Origin of the sequence: Corynebacterium sp. HMSC071F07, assembly GCF_001810285.1 — a bacterium.
GTDB classification, from domain to species: domain Bacteria; phylum Actinomycetota; class Actinomycetes; order Mycobacteriales; family Mycobacteriaceae; genus Corynebacterium; species Corynebacterium simulans.
Genome location: NZ_KV800715.1, coordinates 15,406 through 33,738, shown reverse-complemented (window position 1 = coordinate 33,738; position 18,333 = coordinate 15,406). Strand labels below are relative to the sequence as shown.

22 protein-coding genes are annotated in these 18,333 nt (G+C 61.2%); 8 read left to right on the top strand and 14 right to left on the bottom strand.

The window, feature by feature from the left end:
* Positions 1-98: 98 nt before the first annotated feature.
* Positions 99-1,379 carry a uracil-xanthine permease family protein gene (locus tag HMPREF2724_RS09685; protein ID WP_061923022.1) on the bottom strand — a complete coding sequence of 427 codons (1,281 nt, stop codon included), beginning with the start codon at positions 1,377-1,379 and terminating at the stop codon, positions 99-101.
* Between the two features lie 30 nt (positions 1,380-1,409).
* The gene (gene hflX / locus HMPREF2724_RS09680; protein ID WP_070456484.1) at positions 1,410-2,864 is read right to left on the bottom strand and encodes a GTPase HflX; all 1,455 of its coding nucleotides are present in this window, start codon (positions 2,862-2,864) and stop codon (positions 1,410-1,412) included.
* Positions 2,865-2,943: 79 nt separating this feature from the next.
* On the opposite strand from hflX, the gene HMPREF2724_RS09675 reads away from it, so the two are divergent.
* A complete protein-coding gene (locus HMPREF2724_RS09675; protein WP_061923028.1) occupies positions 2,944-3,720 on the top strand; it encodes a hypothetical protein in 777 nt (258 codons plus the stop codon).
* 43 nt (positions 3,721-3,763) lie between these two features.
* Positions 3,764-4,258: a hypothetical protein gene (locus HMPREF2724_RS09670; protein WP_246815633.1), complete on the top strand. Its 495-nt coding sequence runs from the start codon at positions 3,764-3,766 to the stop codon at positions 4,256-4,258.
* Here HMPREF2724_RS09670 and dapF read toward each other — a convergent pair.
* Genes dapF through HMPREF2724_RS09655 form a run of 3 tightly spaced genes read right to left on the bottom strand, consistent with a single transcriptional unit; the run spans position 4,255 to position 6,583 of the window.
* Positions 4,255-5,085, bottom strand: a complete 831-nt coding sequence (dapF, locus tag HMPREF2724_RS09665; protein ID WP_070588401.1) for a diaminopimelate epimerase — start codon at positions 5,083-5,085, stop codon at positions 4,255-4,257. The genes HMPREF2724_RS09670 and dapF overlap by 4 nt on opposite strands.
* Positions 5,082-5,984, bottom strand: a complete 903-nt coding sequence (gene miaA / locus HMPREF2724_RS09660; RefSeq protein WP_061923037.1) for a tRNA (adenosine(37)-N6)-dimethylallyltransferase MiaA — start codon at positions 5,982-5,984, stop codon at positions 5,082-5,084. The genes dapF and miaA overlap by 4 nt, the downstream gene beginning before the upstream one ends.
* Entirely contained in the window at positions 5,978-6,583 is a 606-nt protein-coding gene (locus tag HMPREF2724_RS09655; protein WP_070588399.1) for a hypothetical protein, read from the bottom strand. Before HMPREF2724_RS09655 ends, miaA begins: the two co-directional genes overlap by 7 nt.
* A gap of 96 nt (positions 6,584-6,679) precedes the next feature.
* Here HMPREF2724_RS09655 and HMPREF2724_RS09650 point away from each other — a divergent pair, with 96 nt between their 5' ends.
* Entirely contained in the window at positions 6,680-7,987 is a 1,308-nt protein-coding gene (locus HMPREF2724_RS09650) for a DUF349 domain-containing protein (RefSeq protein WP_070433225.1), read from the top strand.
* Positions 7,977-9,077: a GNAT family N-acetyltransferase gene (locus tag HMPREF2724_RS09645; protein ID WP_235591053.1), complete on the top strand. Its 1,101-nt coding sequence runs from the start codon at positions 7,977-7,979 to the stop codon at positions 9,075-9,077. The genes HMPREF2724_RS09650 and HMPREF2724_RS09645 overlap by 11 nt, the downstream gene beginning before the upstream one ends.
* 9 nt (positions 9,078-9,086) lie before the next feature.
* Here the strand turns inward: HMPREF2724_RS09645 and HMPREF2724_RS09640 are convergent, their stop codons facing one another.
* The 5 genes from HMPREF2724_RS09640 to HMPREF2724_RS09620 form a co-directional block, all read right to left on the bottom strand.
* Positions 9,087-9,680, bottom strand: coding sequence for an Rv2732c family membrane protein (locus tag HMPREF2724_RS09640; protein WP_061923046.1), 594 nt, complete (start codon positions 9,678-9,680; stop codon positions 9,087-9,089).
* Between the two features lie 11 nt (positions 9,681-9,691).
* Positions 9,692-11,212 carry a tRNA (N6-isopentenyl adenosine(37)-C2)-methylthiotransferase MiaB gene (miaB, locus tag HMPREF2724_RS09635; protein WP_082778612.1) on the bottom strand — a complete coding sequence of 507 codons (1,521 nt, stop codon included), beginning with the start codon at positions 11,210-11,212 and terminating at the stop codon, positions 9,692-9,694.
* Positions 11,213-11,253: 41 nt separating this feature from the next.
* Positions 11,254-11,850, bottom strand: coding sequence for a recombination regulator RecX (gene recX, locus HMPREF2724_RS09630; protein WP_070588397.1), 597 nt, complete (start codon positions 11,848-11,850; stop codon positions 11,254-11,256).
* Positions 11,851-12,984 (bottom strand): recombinase RecA, encoded by a 1,134-nt coding sequence (recA, locus tag HMPREF2724_RS09625; protein WP_061923051.1) that lies wholly within the window; start codon positions 12,982-12,984, stop codon positions 11,851-11,853.
* A gap of 210 nt (positions 12,985-13,194) precedes the next feature.
* On the bottom strand, positions 13,195-13,410 hold the full coding sequence (locus HMPREF2724_RS09620; protein WP_070456476.1) for a DUF3046 domain-containing protein: 216 nt from the start codon (positions 13,408-13,410) through the stop codon (positions 13,195-13,197).
* 117 nt (positions 13,411-13,527) lie between these two features.
* Between HMPREF2724_RS09620 and HMPREF2724_RS09615 the strand changes: the two genes are divergently transcribed.
* From HMPREF2724_RS09615 to HMPREF2724_RS09605, 3 genes are read left to right on the top strand one after another with little or no spacing between them, the layout of a single operon-like run.
* Positions 13,528-14,100, top strand: a complete 573-nt coding sequence (locus HMPREF2724_RS09615) for a biotin transporter BioY (protein ID WP_070588394.1) — start codon at positions 13,528-13,530, stop codon at positions 14,098-14,100.
* Positions 14,101-14,793, top strand: a complete 693-nt coding sequence (locus tag HMPREF2724_RS09610) for an energy-coupling factor ABC transporter ATP-binding protein (protein ID WP_070588391.1) — start codon at positions 14,101-14,103, stop codon at positions 14,791-14,793. It abuts the gene before it with no gap.
* A 31-nt stretch (positions 14,794-14,824) separates the two neighbouring features.
* Complete coding sequence (locus HMPREF2724_RS09605) at positions 14,825-15,439, top strand: energy-coupling factor transporter transmembrane component T family protein (protein ID WP_070456470.1); 615 nt, start codon at positions 14,825-14,827, stop codon at positions 15,437-15,439.
* Between the two features lie 73 nt (positions 15,440-15,512).
* Here the strand turns inward: HMPREF2724_RS09605 and HMPREF2724_RS09600 are convergent, their stop codons facing one another.
* From HMPREF2724_RS09600 to pgsA, 4 genes are all read right to left on the bottom strand, one after another.
* A complete protein-coding gene (locus HMPREF2724_RS09600) occupies positions 15,513-16,376 on the bottom strand; it encodes a PspA/IM30 family protein (protein ID WP_061923070.1) in 864 nt (287 codons plus the stop codon).
* A gap of 134 nt (positions 16,377-16,510) precedes the next feature.
* A complete protein-coding gene (locus tag HMPREF2724_RS09595; protein ID WP_061923073.1) occupies positions 16,511-16,870 on the bottom strand; it encodes a helix-turn-helix domain-containing protein in 360 nt (119 codons plus the stop codon).
* Positions 16,871-16,914: 44 nt separating this feature from the next.
* Entirely contained in the window at positions 16,915-17,388 is a 474-nt protein-coding gene (locus HMPREF2724_RS09590) for a CinA family protein (RefSeq protein WP_070456468.1), read from the bottom strand.
* On the bottom strand, positions 17,388-17,969 hold the full coding sequence (gene pgsA, locus HMPREF2724_RS09585; RefSeq protein WP_070456466.1) for a CDP-diacylglycerol--glycerol-3-phosphate 3-phosphatidyltransferase: 582 nt from the start codon (positions 17,967-17,969) through the stop codon (positions 17,388-17,390). The genes HMPREF2724_RS09590 and pgsA overlap by 1 nt, the downstream gene beginning before the upstream one ends.
* Positions 17,970-18,036: 67 nt before the next feature.
* Between pgsA and HMPREF2724_RS09580 the strand changes: the two genes are divergently transcribed.
* Positions 18,037-18,330, top strand: a complete 294-nt coding sequence (locus HMPREF2724_RS09580; RefSeq protein WP_070433231.1) for a YciI family protein — start codon at positions 18,037-18,039, stop codon at positions 18,328-18,330.
* Positions 18,331-18,333: the final 3 nt, after the last annotated feature.

Here is an 18,333-nt window from a genome sequence, read left to right as displayed (position 1 = left end):
AAAGCCCTCACCAAGCCCCACAAGAGACAATTTTTGGCCTGTGGATAACTTCGCCAAATTCACCCCGAAAAGGGGCGAGATTGGTGACGTATCCCGTTTTAGTACTTGGCGCCCTTGCCCTCACCAAGGGTTTCGTAGAGCCACTTCGCCGCAGGGTAGACCACAATGACGCCGATGGAGCCCCAAGCGATGCCCTCGAGGGAAACGGAACCCACGTTCAGCGTCAGGTTGCCGATGCCCGCAATCAACGCCACCGCAGCACAGGTCAGGTTCACCGGATTGTTGAAGTTGACCTTGTTATCCATCCAGATGCGGATGCCCAGCATGCCGATGAGGCCGTAAAGCACGAGAGTCGCTCCGCCCAGCACACCGGTGGGGATGGTGAAAATCAGGGCGCCGAACTTCGGGATGAAGGCCAAGCAGATGGCGAAGACCGCAGCCACCCAGTAGGCCGCCGTGGAGTACACGCGGGTCGCGGCCATAACGCCGATGTTCTCGGCATAAGTTGTGGTGCCGGAGCCGCCGAAGCCACCGGCGATGGCGGTGCCGAGACCGTCGGCGATAAGCGCGTCGCCAGCTAGGTCATCGAGGTCGCGCTTCGTCATCTCAGACACGGCCTTAACGTGGCCGATGTTTTCTGCGATCAGCACCACCAGCACTGGCAGCGCCACGGCGATGGCGGAGAACTTAAACTCCGGCGAGTGGAACTGCGGGACGCCAATCCAGGCAGCATCGCGGATGGTCTGCGCGGTTCCTTCCGCTAGGTTTCCGGTAAGCGCCGCAAAGACCCAGCCCACGACAACGCCGATGAGGATGCCCAAGCGGGAGACCATGCCGCGCCCGCCCACGGTTGCAAGGACGATAGCAGCCAGGGTAATCGCCGCAACGAGCGGCTGGGTCTGGAAGTTTGTCGTGGCCGCCGGCGCCAAGTTCAGGCCGATGAGCGCCACGATGGAACCAGTCACGGCCGGCGGCATCACGGCATCCAAGACACGGCGCCCCGCGGCTTTCACCACGAAACCGACGGCCATCAACACTGCACCGGTCACCAAAATGGAACCGGCCTGCGCGCTGATGCCATACTGCTGCGACGCCGTCAGCGGTGCGATGAAGGCAAAAGAAGAGCCCAGGTAGGAAGGCAGGCGATTGCGGGTAATCAACAGGAACAAAATAGTGCTGATGCCCGAGAACAGCAGCGTCGTATTAACCGGGAAACCGGTCAAGGTGGGAACCAGCAACGTGGCGCCAAACATAGCCACCACGTGCTGCATGCCGATGCCGATAGTGCGGCCCCAGCTCAAGCGTTCTTCAGGCGCTACTACCGCGCCAGGTGCAATATTCTTACCATCGCCGTGCAGGCGCCAACCAAAAGTACTCACGAGCCTTCATTATGGCCCACCAGCGGCGTTTTAGGAAACTTCTTCCGCAACGTACTCCGCCAATTCGTGGGCAATGGAGGCAGGCAGGCGGACGTCGACAAGCGTGCCCTCCCCTGTGTACTCCTCGCCCAAAACAGTGCCTTCGGCATGCACACGGGAGACAACATCGCCGCGGGTAAAAGGCACCAGCAAACGCACGTGCACATCGCGGGAGTTGAGAAAAAGCTCAACACGCGAGGTCAGCTCATCAATGCCCTCGCCGGTGTGCGCGGATACGTAGACCACGTTCTCGCGGTCGAGCACGTGGCGAATCTCAGCAAGCACCAGCGGATCGGCCTTATCGATCTTGTTGATGACGATAATCTCCGGCGGCGCCTGCTCGCCTGTTTCCTGCACGATGTCGTAGATGACCTTGTTGACAGCCTCGATCTGTTTCAGCGGGAACGGGTCGGAGCCATCGACCACGTGCAGCATGATATCTGCAGCCAAGACCTCCTCGAGGGTGGACTTGAAGGCCTCCACCAGCTGCGTGGGCAGGTGGCGCACGAAGCCGACGGTGTCGGTGAAGACGACTTGGCGGCCGTCGGCAAGCTCTGCGCGGCGGGTGGTTGGGTCAAGGGTGGCGAAAAGCGCATTTTCCACCAGCACGCCTGCGCCGGTCATCGCGTTGATGAGGGAAGACTTGCCCGCGTTGGTGTAGCCGGCGATGGCAATTTGCGCGATTGTCGACTCCTGACGCTTCGAGCGTTTGATATCACGTGCGGTTTTCATTCCGCGCAGCTCTTTACGCAGGCGCGCCATCTCGGAGCGGATGCGGCGACGGTCGGACTCAATCTTGGTCTCGCCGGGGCCGCGCAAGCCGACGCCGCCGTTAGAGCCCGCGCGGCCACCCGCCTGGCGCGAGAGGTTGCCGCCCCAGCCGCGGGTATGGGTATAGAGGTATTCCAGCTGTGCAAGCGAGACCTGCGCCTTGCCCTCTTTGGACTTCGCGTGTTGGGCGAAGATATCCAGAATCAGCATGGTGCGGTCAATGACCTTGGTGTTGAGCTCGCGCTCTAGGGCGGAAAGCTGACCGGGCTGCAGTTCGCCGTCGCAGATGACGGTGTCGGCGCCGGTGGCTTCGACGATTTCTTTGAGTTCCTGGACCTTGCCACGGCCGATGTAGGTGCCAGGGTCGGGCTTTTCGCGCTTTTGGTAAATCGCTTCCACGACTTCGGCGCCGGCGGTCTCGGTCAGCGCGGCAAGCTCGGCCATGGTGGCCTCTACTTCGGCGACGGTGCCTTCGGTCCATACGCCCACGAGTACGACCTGCTCGAGGCGCAGCTTGCGGTACTCCACCTCATAGCCGTCGGTGGTGTCTTCAGCGCGGATGGTGGTGGAAACGCGGCGAAAGGCGTTGCGCTCGGCTAGGTCGAGGTCGCCCGTGGTGGGCTGGAATTCCTCACCAAAAGCCTGCGCGAGAAGTTCTTCGTGATTTTCGTTCATGTTGCTTTTATTCTTGCACGTCGCAGGCTTAAAACCCCAATTTTTAGTAGCTAAAGCCTGCGGAGATACAATAGCCACTATGACCGAATCTTCCCCCGCCTCCACTGCCAATACTGAGATGCAGGCAATTGGCCTGAACTTTGTGCGTTGGCAAGACGCCGTTGAGGCAGCCATTTCCACCAACCAGCTCACCGTCACCGGCGAGATCCGCGACGGTCAGCTCATCCAATTCGCGGACCCGTCCGGAGCGCAGATCAATATCCTCGCGGTCGAGCCTTTTGCCACCTACATCGGTTTCGATTCCGTGACGCAGGGCTTTGCGCATGTGTCCATGGTCAACGACGTGCTGGCTTTCATGGAAATCCTGGACCCATTCGGCACCGTTCTCGCACAGGCCACCGCTAACCTCGCGCAGGGTCCGCTGCTGGCAGACGAAGAAACCCAGCCGTGGCAGCAGGTAGGCCTTAGCGTCATGGGCTTCGGCGTGCAACGCTATGCCTCCGCCGCAGATTACGAGGCAGAGTTTGATACTTACCCGGCGGCCTTCGAGTCTGAGGGCGCAGAGATTGTCGCGCAGGGTTCCGGCGCAGCGGCGCCTACCCCGGGCTGCCGATTCGCCGCCCGCGTGATGGAATCCGAGTGGCGCGAAAACCAGCTTACCGGCGAAAAGTTCATGCACCTGGTCATGGACGGCGTCTTCCCGTTCGACCTCTGCTTACCGGCCAGCTTCGGTAAGCTTCCCGCCAAGGATGAAGTTCTGGCTGGAACTGGTATGCTGACGGCTTCAATCGAAATGCCCACCGGCGGCTGCGGCTCCGACGGCGGCTGCTCCTGCGGTTCTGGCGGATGCCACTAAATAAAACGAAGAAGGGCCAGGTATGGACTCGACAGGGCGTCATATGCTCGCCGTCACCCTCGCGGTGGTGGCAGCCGTTGCGCTCATCGTGACCCTGAAACTGCCTGGCCTTTTCATTGCGCTCTTGGTGGCAGGCGCCATATGGCTTTTCGCCTCTGCACGTCCCGACGCCTCCGAGCACGCCGCCCTGCGCACCTCCATCGATCTTTCCGCGGACGATATCCGCGACGTGATCGCTGAATTCGACGCCTTCTGCAATTCGCAAAATACCGATGCCATTGCAGACCGCACTTTGCACCGCCCCGCGCTGCTGGATCTGGATTGCACGGATCCCACCATCGAGGCCTTCCGCTACGAATTAAACGGTGCCAAGCGATTTTTAAGCCGCTTGGACATCCGCGTATACCGCACAGACATCGAAACCGACGAGCTGGAATCCCTCTTAAGGGTTACCGATGACCGCGCCACCGAGCTGCGCGAGACCTGGCTCGCCGCCCGCCGCGCGGCCCTTTCCCTCGGCACGCACTACAAAGACTAAAGCGCGGTCTCGCCAGTTGCCACGATGCGCGAAGGGCCGGTAAGACGCGAGTCTTCGTCGAAGATCTCCACTTCCACCGTGCCGCCGGGAACATGGACGCTGACGGTGCCGGTGCCGTAGCCGGCGTCGGCAAGCGCGGCGCATGCGGCCGCCACGGTGCCGGTGCCGCAAGAGCGGGTCTCTCCGACGCCGCGTTCGAAGACACGCATGGAAACGGCGCCTTCAGCAAGCTGAGTCAGCACCTCAACGTTGACTCCCTCGGGAAAGAAGGACTCATCGAAAGTCGGCTGCTCGAAGGTCATCTCGGCCAGGCCTTCTGCCGAAAGCCCCGGGATGACCGCTGCCAGGTGCGGATTGCCCACGTCGACACCGAGGCCCGCAAAGCTCTCGCCTGCCATCGACGCCGTGGAAACTCCGGTTACCCGCGCAGCACCCATCTCCACGCTAACCTGCGCCTCGAACTCATCGAAGGAATGCACCGTCACCGTTTTCGCACCGGCACGGGTGCCGACGGTGAAGGTAACGGCCTGCACCAAGCCGCGGGAGCGCACCCAGTGGGCAAAGACGCGAGTGCCGTTGCCACACATTTCGGCGACGGAACCATCGGCGTTGCGGTAGTCCATGAACCAATCCTCGTCCGCGATGCCGTCTGCGAGCGGCTCCCTCAGCGCTCCCGCGCGGACCACGCGCAGCAGGCCATCGCCGCCGATTCCGGCGCGGCGATCGCACAGGCGCTGCACGCGCTCGGGGCTAAGCTCTAGCTGGCCGTCATGGTCTTCGATAATGACGAAATCGTTTTCCGTACCGTGTCCCTTGGCAAATTTCATGCCTCAATAATACGCAGCGCCTGCCCACGAGTATCGGCGGCCGCATCCAGCCAGTTGATGCGCTTGTCGCGGTTAAACCAAGAGCGTTGGCGGCGCACGTAACGCCGCGTTCCGGTAATCGTGCGCTCTATGGCTTCGTCCCAGGTCAGCTCTCCTCGCTGAGCTTGGAATACCTGCGCATAGCCGATGGCGCGGCCGGCGGTGGAATCTTCTACGAGGCCTTGTGTTTGCAGGCGCTCGACCTCCGTTACGAGCCCGCGTTCGAACATGCGTCGGCTGCGCAGCTCGATGCGCGGGTTGAGCCAATCTGCTTGCGTGCGCAGACCCAACAGCAGCGTGTTCCAGCGCGGCGGCACGTCCTTCGGCGGCTGGCTGGCTTTGAAGGGTTTGCCGGTCAGCTCGATGACCTCCAGCGCACGGACGGTGCGCCGCGGGTCCTTGTCCTCGATGATGGCGGCCGCGGCCGGATCTACTTCTGCAAGCTCCGCGTGCAGCTTATCGACGCCGATTTCCACCCTCCGCTGTTCATACTTCGCGCGAACTGCAGGGTCGGTGGGTGGAAACTGCCAGTCGTCGACGAGCGCCTGGACATAGAGCATCGAGCCACCCACGAGGATGGGCGTTTTGCCGCGGGCCATGATCGCCTCGACGTCGGAAATGGCGTCTGCTTGATAACGCGCGACGGAGGCCTTCTCCGTGACCTCCCAGACGTCAAGCTGGTGGTGCGGGATGCCCTCGCGTTCTTCCATCGTGAGCTTCGCCGTGCCGATGTCCATGCCGCGGTAGAGCTGCATGGAATCGACGTTGACAACCTCGCCGTCTAGCTCATGCGCGAGCTGCACGCCCAAGTCACTTTTACCCGAACCCGTAGGCCCTACGACTGCGATTGGTCTTAGCATTGCCACCCCGCCACGTATCGTCCAACGCCCAGCGTCGAATCCGCCGCGCGCAGTTCCGCCTTTAGCGGCCGCAGCGCCGCAAGCTCTGCCCACAGCGCAGTCTCCTCGACGCCGGCGGCACGCAGCTTATCTTCATCGCAGCTTTCGTCCGCGCCCGCTAGCAGGGATTCGCACCACTGGGCGGCCGCAGGGGCGGCGTCGATAAGCGCGAGCGGCGCGCGTTGGGTAAGCCCGGCACTGCCGTCTACGCACACGATGGTGAGAACGCCCGCGCGCGGGGTGCCTAGGTGCTCGCGGACCTCGCCCACGCGATAATCCGGACCACCTGCAAGCATGTAGCGCGCCATAAGCTCCGGCAGGTAATTGCCTTCGCCCAGCTCCACGCTCGGGACACCCCACGCGCGCAGGGAACCTGTATGTGCCGTATGCCAGCGTGCATCCCTGGAGCCAACGATGTCTAACACCAGCTCCTCATTGGCCGACGCGTATTCGCGGACCAGCTGCCGAGCTGCGCCTAATAGCGCGCGGCTAGGGGCATCTGCGGGAGATAATTCCTCCGCCAAGGCCGGCGAGGAAGGCATAATCAAAAGATTTAACATTGCTCACTCATCCTAATGCAGGAGAAGGTACTGTTAGGGAGAACACTCTAGGCAGCCGTGACGCGCGGCGCGACTTTCATAAAGGCGGTTTCAACCATGTCTATCCCAACCCCAGGTGCAATGCCCAAGAAGGGTGCTCGTCCAGGCCCTCGCCCGGGCGCACAGCCGGCGGCTAAGGTCGCAAAGAATGATCCGGCCAAATGGGGCCGCGTGGAGGAAGACGGTTCCGTCTTCGTCAATGCTCCCGAAGGCGAGCGCAAGATTGGCGAGTGGAAAGCCGGCACCCCGGCTGAGGGCTTGGCGCACTATGGTGCCCGCTACGATGACCTTTCCACCGAGATTGAGCTGCTGGAAACACGTTTGAAGGCGCACCCGGGCGAGGCGGAAACCATCAAGGCCACCGCCGCGGAGCTGCGGGAGTCTTTGCCTACCGCTGCCGTTATCGGCGATATTGCGGCCTTGGACAAGCGTTTGGGCGCTGTCATCGAGCACTCCGTAAGCGCCGGCGAGCAGGCGCAGGCCGATAAAGCGCGCCGCCGCACGGAAGGCATCGCGGCCAAGGAGAAGCTCGCGGCAGAGGCCGAGGACATCGCAGCGAACTCCACCGAGTGGAAGGCCGCGGGAGATCGCATCCGCGCCATCCTCGAGGAGTGGAAGCAGATTCGCGGAATCGACCGCAAGACTGACGACGCCCTCTGGAAGCGCTACTCGCGCGCACGCGACTCCTTTAATAGGCGTCGTGGAGCGCACTTCGCGGAGCTAGACCGCAATCGCGCGGCGGCCCGCAAGCGCAAGGAAGAGCTCGTCGAGCGCGCCGTGGCGCTGCAGGATTCCACCGACTGGGCAGCCACCGCGCGCGCCTACCGTGACCTGATGACCGAGTGGAAGGCCGCCGGCCGCGCCCCGCGCGAGGCCGATGACAAGCTGTGGGCTCAGTTCCGCGCTGCGCAGGACCACTTCTTCTCCGCTCGCAACGCCGTCAACGACGAGCGCGATAAGGAATTCGCCGCCAACGCGCAGGCGAAGGACGCCCTGATTGCGGAATACGACTCACAGATCGATCCTTCCAAGTCCATCGAGGCTGCTAAGGCGAAGCTGCGCGAGCTGCAAGAAAAGTGGGAGGAAATTGGATTCGTCCCACGCAACCAGGTCCGTGAATACGAGGCCAAGATTGAGGCCCTGGAAAAGCGCGTTTCCGCCGCGGAGGATTCCGAGTGGCGCCGTACCGATCCCGAAGCTCAGGCACGCGTGGCGCAGTTCCAGTCCAAGGTCGACGATCTAAACGCGCAAGCCGACGCCGCCGCTGCCAAGGGCAACGCCAAGAAGGAGCAGGACCTGCGCGCCCAGGCCGCGCAGTGGCAGGAGTTCGCGGACGCAGCGGCAGCTGCTGTAAATGACAAATAATTTGCTCGTCCAGATTGTCCCCGGCCGCGGAGAGCCAGCAGATTGCGTCCGTAGCTTCGTCTTCGACGCGAACCTGTATGCGCAAGAGGCCAGCGGTGACCCAGCCGCATCTTCTGCGCCTTCGCGGGTGGTCCAGCGCCTACAAGGCTCGAACGAGTCGCAGACCTATCTCTTTGGGCTAACTTCTCCTACCCCACTGGAGGTGGGCGCGCTGGGCTTGCCCACTATTTCCGCGGTGGAGCCCAGCCCGGAGTTGGATTTCGACGGCTTCATCCATATCTCGCTGCCTCTTCTTGAAGAAACACAGAATGCGGAAATCGAGTGCGTTCTCGCGGCGGGCCTGCTGCCCATGCCCGGCGAGGAGCTGTCCGCGGAAGCGTACGGGGTAGCCGAGCAGCTTGTCGACGCCGCCCTCGACCTGGCCCATAAGCTCGGCCGCAGCGTCGCACAGGTAGGCATGCTCTACCCTGCCGATGCGGACTACTCTTATGACCCGTTCTCGGGCCCGTATATCGCGCGGGGCTTTGCACAAAAGCACGCCGAGCACCAGATGTTCGTGGAGTTTCCGGATACGCCGGCGCGGCCTTTCCCGGTGGCCTCGCGTAAATTTCACGTCTTTGCCGACTATGACATCCCCGCTGAGTATCTGGATGACATCCTGGAGCTTTTGACCGTGGCCTCCACGGATGCGGTCTACGGCGATTTGAGCACCGAGCCTATTTATTGGACCGCGCAGCGTTTGGAGGAGGCGCATCGCAGGCTGCGGGCACGGCGCTCGCATACTCTTCTGGTTGCGATCGAGGAAGCCGGGCGTATCGTGGCGCTGACGGAGCTTTCCCGGCACGCGGATGCGGACCCGGAGGTCTGTGAGTGGACGCTGACGGTCACCGCCCGCGATAGGCGTCGACGCGGACTGGCCACGGCTGCGAAACTGCACGCACTGCACGAGGTCGCGCGCTGGTGGCCGGACGCGCGCCGGGCATATTGCTCGGTCGCGGATGCGGACCCGGCGATGAACCGCATCTATAAGCACCTAGGCGCGAAGGTTATTTCCACCTCCTCAGCCTGGGAGCTGCATCTCCGGAGTTAAATTCAGGGCTTAACGCTTGTGCGCTCGGCGGCGCCGGTCGTCGATAAGCAGCGGATTCTCCTCCGGAGGAAGTGTGGTCGCGGCCTCCGTCTGCAGGACGCCGACTTGATCGAGGCAGCTGGCTGCGGCGCGGGCCTTTTCGGCCGCTGCAATCTGCTCGGGGCTGCGCCTAAAGGCCACGCGGCAATACGCCAAGAATGCAATCAGGCTAGCGAGCACGCCGACCCACATGCCGATGGAGGCGCCGTTAGCGGTCGAGCCGCGGTACCAGAAGCCCCAAAGGTTAAGAAACAGCGAGATTGCCACCAGCATCCATGCAGCAAGGCCGTAGTTTAAGCGGCGGGTGATGACGGTGAGGCTGGTCAGCACGCCGATGCCCAGCAGGGCACACCACCCCGAGATGTTCTCCATGATGGAAATCTTCACGCTCGAGCTGTCCAGACCAAGAACCTCCCAGCCGTGGGCGGTGCCGGCATAGGGCAGAACCAGGTACGCCACCCACGCGACAACCGCTACGATGAGCGCGGTTTTGTAGCCTCCCAGTTCCATCTTCTGGGCGGCAGCGCGCTCGGCGGCGTGGGCGGTGTCGTACTGATTGCTCATGAAATACTCCTTTAGCAGCCGCAGGAATCTTGGGTGGCGGGGGCGCCAACCTGCGGTAGACCCAAACCTACGCCGATAGGCGCGGTGGTTGGGGTCTGACCCGCTGCGGACATGTCGCCGGCCTTAGTGCGGCGGTGCTCGGTAACGCCGGAGTCAGCCACGAGGAAGAAGGAACCAGAATCGGTGACGGTGGTATGCACGACGTCGCCTGGGCGGATATCTGCGCTGATGGAAGTGCCGGCGGCGTCGATAGGCGCAAAGTGCACGAGGCGGCCATCGCGGGAACGTCCGGTCAGGCGGTGAGTCTTGTCAGCCTTGCGGCCGCCCTCGGCCTGCACCAGCAGCTCGACGTCGGTGCCAACCAGCTTCGCATTCTCCTCGGCCTGGATGGAGTCCTGCAGCGCGACAAGGCGCTCAAAGCGCTCCTGCACGCTGTGCTTCGGGACCTGCTTTTCCATCTCCGCCGCCGGGGTACCCGGGCGCGGCGAATACTGGAAGGTAAAAGCGGAAGCAAAACGGGCGCGCTTTACCACTTCCATGGTGGCCTCGAAGTCCTCTTCGGTCTCGCCTGGGAAACCGACGATGATGTCAGTGGTGATGGCCGCATGCGGCATCTTCTCGCGGACTTCATCCAGGATGGCGAGGAACTTCTTCGAACGATAAGACCGGCGCATCTCCTTCAAGATGCGGTCGGAGCCAGACTGCAGCGGCATGTGCAGCTGCGGGCACACGGCTGGGGTCTCGGCCATGGCGTCGATGACGTCGGAAGTAAATTCTGCCGGGTGCGGCGAGGTAAAGCGCAGACGCTCCAAGCCCTCGATCTTTCCCACCTCGCGCAGCAGCTTCGAGAACGCGAACTTATCGCGCGGCAGGTCAGGGTCTGCAAAGTTCACGCCATAAGCGTTGACGTTTTGGCCCAGCAGGGTGACCTCGGAGACGCCTTGGTCTACCAGCGCCTTGACCTCGGCCAGGATGTCGCCTGGGCGGCGGTCCTCTTCCTTACCGCGCAGGGAAGGAACGATGCAGAAAGTACAGGTGTTGTTGCAGCCCACCGAGACCGAGACCCAGCCGGCGTAGGCAGACTCACGCTTTGCAGGGAGCACGGAAGGGAAAGCCTCGAGGGAATCAACGATTTCCACTTGGGCCTCGTCATTGTGGCGCGCGCGTTCGAGCAGCGTAGGAAGGGCACCCATGTTGTGGGTGCCAAAGACCGCATCGACCCACGGCGCGTTATCGAGGACGGTGTCTTTGTCCTTTTGCGCCAAGCAGCCGCCCACGGCAATCTGCATGCCGGGGTGGTTCTCCTTGGTCTTCTTCAATGCGCCCAGGGTGCCGTATAGGCGCTTATCTGCGTTCTCACGCACCGCGCAGGTGTTAAAGACGATGAGGTCGGGCTCGTCGCCGGAGTCGACTGCGCAGTAGCCTGCCTCCTCCAGCAAGCCGGAGATGCGCTCGGAATCGTGCACGTTCATCTGGCAGCCAAAAGTACGCACTTCGTAGGTGCGGGGCGCCTCAGTCTGGGGATTACTCACGTCGGGTCATTCTATCGGCCAAAGCAGCCAACTCATAAACCCTAGGATTCCAGCTCCGCGATGCGCGCATCCAGCGCCGCAATGGCAATCCGCATGGACATGCCTTGGTTGAAACCGCGCCGCGCCAGCACGCCTACGATGCGGCGCAAGTACTTATCACGTTCCGCCCGATCCGCCGGCACCGTTTTCACAGAGCGCGCCTTCTTTACCGCCAAGGCCTGGGCAATGGACTCCTCAGACTCCTCCGTCACCTGTTCCAAGGCCTCACTCCGCAGGGCTTGGGACACGCCCTTTTCCTGCAGCTCGCGATCTAGCACGCGCGCGGATTTACCCCTGCGGGCATGGCGCTGGCGCACCCACTCTTTGGCAAAGGTGGCGTCGTCAAGCAGGCCCACGTGCGTTAGGTCATCGAGGACCATCTCCACCACCTCGGCGTCGAATTCGAGGGCAAGGAGGCGGTCACTTAATTCCTTGCGGGAGCGGGCGCGCTGACCCAATAACAACAGCGCGCGGGAGCGCACCTTGGCTTTTGCTTCTTCTGCTTCGGCATCAAAAAGCCCGCCTCCAGCGGCGCCGGATTCATATTCGGCAAGCGCCTGGCGAAGCTTTTCGAGCTTTTCTGGGGCGGGCTTTGACATTTAGTCGTCGTCGAAGTCGACGTTCGGAACCAAATCGACAGCGTCATCCGTCAAGGAATCGTCCGCACCGGGCACGTCCATGTGGACTTCCTCCCCCGTCGCGGCCGCGGCGCCTATGCCCAGCTTGGTGAAGATCTTCTTCTCGATCTCATCAGCCAGGTCCTTGTTTTCCTTCAGGAAGTTACGGGCCTTCTCTTTACCCTGCCCCAGCTGGTCACCCTCGTAAGTAAACCAGGAACCGGACTTCTTGATAAAGCCATGCTCCACGCCAAGGTCGATGATGGAGGACTCACGCGAAATACCCTCGCCGTACATGATGTCGAACTCAGCGATCTTGAAAGGCGGGGAAACCTTGTTCTTCACAATCTTGATCTTGGTGCGGTTACCAATCGCATCCTGGCCATCCTTAAGCGTCTGGATGCGACGGATATCGCAGCGCACGGAAGCGTAGAACTTCAGCGCCTTACCACCGGTGGTGGTCTCCGGGGAGCCGAACATGACGCCGATCTTCTCGCGCAGCTGGTTAATAAAGATGGCGGTGGTGCCGGAGTTGTACAGCGCGCCGGTCATCTTGCGCAGCGCCTGGGACATCAGGCGGGCCTGCAGGCCGACGTGGGAGTCACCCATCTCGCCTTCGATTTCCGCCTTCGGGGTAAGGGCCGCGACGGAGTCGATAACGATGATGTCGATAGCGCCGGAACGCACGAGCATGTCGGCGATTTCCAGCGCCTGCTCACCGGTATCCGGCTGTGAAACCAGCAGGTTATCCGTATCCACGCCCAAAAGGCGAGCGTACTCAGGGTCAAGGGCGTGCTCGGCGTCGATAAACGCAGCGATGCCGCCTTCCTTCTGCGCAGACGCAATCGCGTGCAGCGCAACGGTAGTCTTACCCGAGGATTCTGGGCCGTAAATCTCCACGATGCGCCCGCGCGGGAATCCGCCAATGCCCAGTGCGATGTCGATGGCGGTGTTGCCGGAGGAAATCGCGCGGATTGGGGGACGCTCGTCATCACCAAGGCGCATGACAGCACCCTTACCGAAATCCTTCTCAATCATCGCCATCGCGGCGTCGAGCGCCTTCTGGCGGTCATCTCCCTTGCCCGCCGCAGCGGTGGACTTCTTCTTCGTTGCCATTTTCAATTCCTAACGTTGATTTACCTGCACATCCCACAGGCTCATTGATTTAGACTGCCAAACCGCACCTGCGGTTCCGCAGCAAAAGCTAAGCTAGCGCCGACGCCCGACACCCCAAACCACCTTACACACAAGTGTTCGAAACTAAAATACAAACCCCGCGTGTCCGCCCGGTTTTTAACTCACAGGTCTTCGAATGCGTTCGAACAACTAGAGCGTGGGATAGTCCACGCCCAAGCGACGGTTTTCCGGAACATCAAAATCATCGCACAGACCTTCCCATACCTCGCCTGGGTCTACCCCGCGTTCGATGAGCTCGTCAGCAGTCTCACCGTATTTAGCCAGCACGTGGGAGTGACTTATCCACTTGCCTTCGGATTCACCGAATTCATCGACTATCAGTTGGTGATACTCCGTCAATCGCATGCCCGCTATCCTACAGGCCGAAATGCCAAGCCCCAGCCCCCGCTCAACACGCCCGCCTGAACGCCGTTCAAAAGGCGAGTTTCCCAGCTGCAATGCCAGGCGTGTAATCTGCCCAACATGAAGAAGAACTCTGTCGCGGGCGACATCGCTTACGTTGCCGTCTTTACCGCTCTCATTATTGTCTTCGCGTTCGTTTCGATCCCCAGCCCGGTCTCCGGCGTTCCGATCGTTTTGCAGAACGCCGTCATCACCCTTGCTGGCCTGATTTTGGGCGGGCGCCGTGGCTTCTACGTAGGCCTACTTTTCATCGTTCTAGGTCTCGTTGGCCTACCGATCCTGGCTGGCGGCCGCAGCGTTTTGAGCGCACTGGCCGGGCCTACTGTGGGCTACATCGCGGGCTATGTCATCTCCCCTGCCATCGGCGGCGCGATTGCTTACCGCGCCCCGCGCAACAAGGCCGGCATGTGCATCGTCATTGCGCTCGCGGGCATCGTCAGCCTGCTCGTGCAATACACCTGCGGCACCATCGGCATGGCCTTGCGCGCGGGCATGGGCTGGGGCGAGGCCGCACTCGCGCAGATTCCTTTCCTGGGCCCTGACGCACTAAAGCTGGCGGTCATGGTCGCTATCGCGATTGGCGTGCACGCGGCGTTTCCGGATCTGATGGGACGCAAGCCCAAGAAGGCATAAATGTCCACCATCGAGTTCCAGAACGTCAGCGTCGCTTTCGACGAGGAAGAGGTTTTAAGCGATATAAACCTCACGCTTTCTGAGCAGCGCATTGCCATCATCGGCGCGAACGGCGGCGGTAAATCCACGCTCACCCGCCTCATCAATAGCCTAGGCGAGCCCACCTCGGGCACCGTGCTTGTCGACGGCGCGGATGTCGCCCGCCACGGAAAAGAAATCCGCCGCAAGGTCGGTTTTGTCTTCTCCGATGCGGAGAACCAAATTGTGATGCCGAACGTGCGTGACGACGTCGCCTTTTCGCTGCGTCGGCTCAAGCTCAGCAAGGCCGAGCGGAACGCACGCGTGGATGCTGCACTGGAGCGCTTTGGGCTACGCGAGCTGGCAGACCAGTCACCGCATACACTTTCTGGCGGGCAGAAGCAGCTGCTGGCTTTGGCCGCGGTTCTCGTGATGGAGCCGGTGCTTATCATCGCCGACGAACCCACCACTCTTTTGGACCTGCGCAACCGCGACCGCATCCGCCGCGAGTTTGCGCGCTTGGAGCAGCAGCTTATCGTGGTCACGCACGACTTGGATTTCATCCACGATTTCGACCGAGCCATTTGCATCGATGAGCACCGCATTGCTGCCGACGGCGCGCCCGCTGAGGTCATCGACTTCTATCGCTCCCTGATGGCCTCCCGCCCGCTGTAATTTCCGCCCGTTGTAGCAAAGGGAGACATTCGTGCCACAGAATACTCCGCTTGGGTTTTATGTCGATGCCGATACCTTCATCCACCGCCTGCCGGCGTGGGTGAAATTTGTAGTGCTCATCGCTTTCATCATCAGCACCACGATTTTTGCAAAGACCATTCCCGTAGCCGTGGGCTGCGCGGTAGTCGCGCTTGCGGTCTACCCGCTCGCGCGTATCCCTGCGCGCGTGGCTTGGGGCCAGCTTTATCCCCCGCTCTATTTGCTCGTGGCGCTGGCGGCGCTGCAATGGTGGCAGCAAGACCTTGAAACGGCGGTGACCACTTTCTTTAGCATTTATGCCGCCATCGTCGCGGCAGTACTCCTCACGCTGGCTACTAAGGTCTCGGAGATGATGGAGTCTTTTGAGAAGGCGCTCGCACCTCTTGGCAAGCTGGGGCTGCCGGTGGAAAATATCAGCCTGGCGATGTCACTTACGATCCGCCTCCTGCCGCTGATGCTCGGCACGGTTCAAGAGGTCATGGACGCCCGCAAGGCCCGCGGTGCGGGCACTTCCCTGCTAGCTTTCGGTACTCCGGTGGTCATCCGTTCGATACGCCGCGCCCGAGCCATGGGCGAGGCACTCCAAGCCCGCGGCGTGGGCGACTAGATACCGACTAGATACCGTCTAGATCCACAAAGACCCTCGAGAGAAGTTCTCGAGGGTCTTTTAAAGCTAAAAGCTACTGCTCGCCGCGCAGTTCGCGCAGGCGGGCCTGGACGGCGTCGTCAGCAGCGGCGTTAGGCTGCGCCGCCTGGTCCGCTGCAGAACCAGCGGTGCGGTTGCCCTCGATTGCCTGCTGGGAGTTGCCCTCAACAGCCTTGGAGGAACCCATCTCTGCACGGATCTGCTCCAGACGGGAGTGGCCAGCCAGCTGCACGCCTGCCTGCTCCACCTCGTGCATGCGGTTAGCCACGGAGTTCTCCGCCAGCTCCGCCTGGCCCAGGGCCTTGGTGTAGCGGCGCTCAATCTTGTCACGGACGGAATCCAAAGACGGAGTGTTGCCGTTAGCAGTCATCTCGTTCATGGAGTTGAGAGACTCGGAGACCTTCTCCTGCATCTTCGCCTGCTCGAGCTGGGAAAGCAGCTTGGAACGCTCGTTGACCTTTTCACGCAGGGCCATGCCATTGCGCTCGACGGCCTTCTTGGCCTGCTCTGCCTGCTGAAGGGCTTGATCGTGAAGCTTCTTGGTGTCTTCCACAGACTGCTCTGCGGTAACCAGCTGCGCGGCGAAGGCCTCTGCGGCGTTCTCGTACTCGGTGGCCTTGGTGTTATCACCTGCAGCGCGAGCCTTATCAGCAAGCTCCAGCGCCTGGCGGGTATTGCCCTGCAGCTTCTCAATCTCATTCAGGCGGCGGTTGAGCTGCATCTCCAGCTGACGCTGGTTACCGATGACAGCGGCTGCCTGCTGCGAAAGCTCCTGGTGCTGGCGCTGTGCGTCCTCGATGGCCTGCTCGATCTGTACCTTGGGATCAGCGTTTTCTTCGATCTTGGAATCGAAGAGTGCCATCAGGTACTTCCATGCCTTGGAAAATGGGTTCGCCATTAGTGTGTTTAAGCCTTCCTAAGTTGCGTTTAACGCGTGACTAAAAGTGTTTCGTTACCCCACCAATACTAACGAAATCCGCGCCCCACTGTGGTGCCTGAAGGCATAAAGTTCACTGTGAGACGCGGAGAGTTTTAAAGCTCAGAAGCGGCAGGCGCGGTGGTTGCCAGTTCCTCGTCCATGGACGGCAGCGCCATGAAGCCTGCAGCCTCAATCAAGACGTCAGAAACGCTGACCTCTAGAGCGTGGCAGACGGAGGCCAAAAGCTCGGAGGAAACTTCCTTGCGGCCGCGCTCGAGCTCCGAAAGGTATCCCGGGGAAACACGCGCGACGCTAGCAAGTTCGCGCAGAGTCACGCCCTTGTCGGCGCGGAATGCACGAAGGGTCAGTCCCAGAGCCTCACGCAGCAGCGGCTCCGGCGCGCGCTTGGGAGCCTCAACAGCACCTGCCGAGGCGTTGAAAGGCTTTTCAAGAAGTGCAGTAGTAGTGTTCATCAATCTGTACAACGGCGCTGCGGCCGGCTTTGTTCCCGAAAATCCTAATTTTCTTTCAAAGTTGATAGAAGCAGGCTCAAGACCTCTTCCACAGCGGCTTCACGGATCGCGTTACGGCTGCCCGATAGCTGCTCCAGTTGTATGCCACGGGCAGGAACCCCGGGGCCAACGATACCCACGAAGACCGTTCCCGCGGATTTGCCCTCTTGCGGGTCAGGTCCTGCCACGCCTGTCAGCGATAGCCCCCAGTCCGCGCCGGTCTCGCGCACCGCAGCCTCGGCCATCGCCTGCGCGGTTTTGGCTGAGACCACCCCTTGGGCTTCCAGCTCCTCCACCGGAACCGACAAGAAGTGAGACTTCACCTCGGTGGCATAAGTTACTAATCCACCGCGCAAGACTGCCGACGCCCCCGGGACCGTAGCGAGCGTGGCCGCCGCTAGGCCGGCAGTCAAGGACTCGCAGAAGGATACGGTCTGGTGGCGGTTGCGCAGGGCATCGACAAGCGCGGGCGCAGACATCAGGAGTTCTGCTTCCTACCGTCGATGAGGTACTGCACGCCCGTGACCACAGTGACCACGACGGCGATAAACATGACCACGAAGGAAGGAATGTCCATCCAGCTCGGCAGCGGGCACAGGTACATCGCCACGGCAAGGGACTGCAGGACGGTCTTGAGCTTGCCACCTTTAGACGCCGGGACGACCTTGCCCTGGCGTAGAAGGGCCATGCGCCAGAAGGTGATGCCGAATTCGCGGACAAGGATGACCACGGTAACCCATACCGGCAAAGCGCCGATGATGTTGAGGCAGACGAAGGCCGCGGTCATTAAGGCTTTGTCTGCGATAGGGTCGGCGATTTTGCCGAAGTCGGTGATGAGGCCACGGGAACGGGCGATGTCGCCATCGAGTTTGTCCGTAATCATTAACGCGGCGAATACACCAAACGCCCACCAGTCGTGGCCGGCCAGCACCAACCAGACGAATACGGGGATAAATAAGATGCGCAAGCTCGTCAGAATATTGGGTAGATTCCAGTTGGAAACGTGGGGATTTACATCCGACGCCGCCGCCGTTTTCTGCCGAGCCCTAGAGTGATTCACGGATTTTATCCTACCTGTCCTATTGAAGCCGCTGCGGCAAACTCCCCCATCTCTTTAAGATAAGTTTATGAAATACTTCGCAGTCAGCTACGAATACAACCCGCAAAACCCGGCCATCGCGGAAAACCGCCCAGCGCACCGCGAATTCATCGGTGATCTAAATGAAAAGGGCATAATTTTAGGCTCCGGCCCCTTTACTGATTCCAAGGGCGGTGCGCTCATCGTTTTGCAATTTGCCGATGAGGCCACCGAGGTTGCCGAAGCCATCAAAATTATGGACCAAGATCCATTCTTTGTCTGCGGCGCTGTTACTGCGCGCGCATTCCGCGAGTGGAACCCGGTGATTAACTCTTTTGCTTAAAGG